Origin of the sequence: Stieleria sp., from assembly GCF_041595215.1 — a bacterium.
Classification (GTDB): domain Bacteria; phylum Planctomycetota; class Planctomycetia; order Pirellulales; family Pirellulaceae; genus Stieleria; species Stieleria magnilauensis.
Genome location: NZ_JBFHKV010001189.1, coordinates 1 through 2453, shown reverse-complemented (window position 1 = coordinate 2453; position 2453 = coordinate 1). Strand labels below are relative to the sequence as shown.

The following is a 2453-nucleotide window of genomic DNA, read 5'->3' as shown; positions in this document are numbered from 1 at the left end:
TGGGCTGGGGGAGTTGGTGGTGACCATGTTGCGGACTTCAGCAGGAGAGAAGAAAGAGGAGCGGAACAGCAGCCGAGCGGGGAGAGGTTTTCACCGTTTTGCTGCCCGCTGTTGAGTCAGTTGCGACGAGAGACGTGAATCCGCCGCGCTTTTGAACATCTTTTTTTAAAAAGATTGTTCTCCGTCACTTTGCTCACCGAAACGATCGACGGGCTCGGAATTGACCGCCGCGGGTTCGCCCCAGCGAAGCAAAAAACGCATCCGATGGCACGTGATGGCGATGTCGTGGACGCATCATCTCGCCCGATTCACTTGCCAGATCGCGGAATGCCTGCAACTCCTCAAACGACACGCCGCCGTCGTCATCGACGTCTGCGGCCGAGATGTTCCGCCACCGCCGCTCGCCGAGTTCGGTCTCGGTCAGCAGCCCGTTTCCATCGCTATCTTTTTCGTTGAACGCTTCCAATTGGAACGCCAGCAATGCCGAATCGATTTCGTCCAGGGTGATGAGCCCATCGCCGTCGCGATCGGTTTCCAGCGTCGTCAGTTTGTTCCAAATCCGCTCGGACACTTCCGCTTCCGAAAGCGCGCCGTCTTCGTCGGCATCAAAACGGGCGATGAACACTTCGGTTTCACCTCCGAACAGGCTTGCAGGGAAACGCCGGACGAGATGATGACCGTGATCGGTTTCGTCTGTGTCGTCCGCGCCGTCATCGGTCTGGTCCACCAGGCCCCCGTCGTCGATCGGGTCGGTGCTTTCGTCTGCGTCATCGCTGGCGTCCACCTCATCCACTTCCTCGACCTCGTTGCTGTCATCCAGTTCGTCGTCCTCCTCCAGTTCGCCGCTTTCCTCCAGCGTTTCGGTGTCCTCCGATTCGGCGTCGGCGGTGATCGAATCGAGGGTTTCCGAATTGCCGTTGTGGAGCGCGTTGATGACCGTCAAAGCATCGAGAGCCGTGATCGCATTGTCGCCGTTGACATCACACAAGCCGACGGTTTCAACTTCCGACACGTCCGTCAGTCCGCTGGACGTCGCCCGATCGAGTTGGTTGATGACCATCAACGCATCCAACGGTGTTGTCGTGTTGTCTCCATTGACGTCGGTCGGATTGGTGTAGTTGAAGTCCACTTGCTCGGCATCCAGTCGACCACCGAACGGATGCCAGCGTCCGCCGCGTCGCCATCGACTTTGCGGGAACGGGTTGTCATCGCTGTCGCCGGAGTCGTCGCTGTTGTCGTCACTGTTGGTCGAGGTTTCGACTGTCGGTTCGATGGTTGTCTCGTCATCGACTTCCGGCGTGTCAACGACGTCGGTCGTGTCGGTGCTGGCGGCGTACAGTTTTTGGATCGCGGCAACATCGACACTGCTCAAGCTGGTGAACGATTGACTGGGCGTCACAAACGGGGCCAACACGCTGGCGGCCGAATCGGTGTGATCGAGTCCCAGAGAGTGACCGATTTCGTGAACGGCGACCCAAACCAGATCAAAGGCGTTGTTCCCCAGTGCGTTTCCCACCTCCCAAACTTCAGACACGTCAAATTGGATGTCGCCGGCAATCCGGGCCGGGTTCACGTCGTCGGGAAAGTACGCTTGGGCCAAGGTGCCTGCCGTGCCATCGATGTTGACAAAGGAAATGTCGATGGAATCTCGCAAACCGAGTTGGTCGGTGGGTGTGAAGGTGATGTCCGCAACACTGGACCAGACGTCGAGTGCCGCTTCGATCGCCGCCGTGGTTTCGGCTGGCGAGAGTGAACTTGGTGATCCGTTGATCGTGTAAGTCAGTTCGGCGCTTCCCAATCCGACACCGTCCCAACCAAAACTGGCTGCCAGTACACGTCGCGTTTCGAGGGGTTGGATGGACAGACGACGCTTTCTTTTTTGGGGGCGTTTCATGAGCGGTTTCGAAAAGTCGATTCGTAGCGGCGGTCGGAAGTCGTGATGAATGGGAAAGCTCATCAGCGGCTGTGTGCCGACACGATCGTTCCCGATAGACAGGGGACTTTTTCGACCGGCGATGTCACAATCGATGCCAAGACATTTGGTGCGTGTTGATTTCGCCGCGAATTCCACTTGCGGACAAGTGCTCCAGTCGCACGCATCACTCTTCGAAATCGTTTTCGGGATCGTACAGGGGCATGTGGCGGTAGTAGACTTCCAGGCAATACACGGAAAAACAGGTCGTATACAGACGACCGGCATGGCGTCCCCAAGCGTCATTTTGAGGCGACCAACTGCCTCGTTCGCGGCCATGCAACACTTGCCGCGCCGGCAGATCGACTTTCAGTTTGTCGTTCCATTCGGTCCAATGCCGCCCACCGTAGTGATGCAGGGCTTGGGTCGCGTAGTACCAGTAGTAGACATCCGGCTGGCGAAAACTGATCGGATGGTTGATTGCCAACGTTCCCAATCCTTGTGCCATCCCGGGCATGTTGCGATGCCATCCCAAGTATTG

General features: G+C 57.6%; 1 protein-coding gene and 1 pseudogene. Both read right to left on the bottom strand.

The window, feature by feature from the left end; all coding sequences use genetic code 11:
- Window positions 1-193: 193 nt before the first annotated feature.
- Window positions 194-1894 carry a matrixin family metalloprotease gene (locus tag ABX749_RS29545; protein ID WP_372899200.1) on the bottom strand — a complete coding sequence of 567 codons (1701 nt, stop codon included), beginning with the start codon at window positions 1892-1894 and terminating at the stop codon, window positions 194-196.
- Between the two features lie 205 nt (window positions 1895-2099).
- A pseudogene (locus tag ABX749_RS29540) lies at window positions 2100-2453 on the bottom strand (hypothetical protein); the annotation flags it as partial.

What these genes read in the sequence shown, in the direction of transcription:
- ABX749_RS29545 (WP_372899200.1), bottom strand. Translation starts at nt 1,894, where the DNA reads ATGAAACGCCCCCAAAAAAGAAAGCGTCGTCTGTCCATCCAACCCCTC.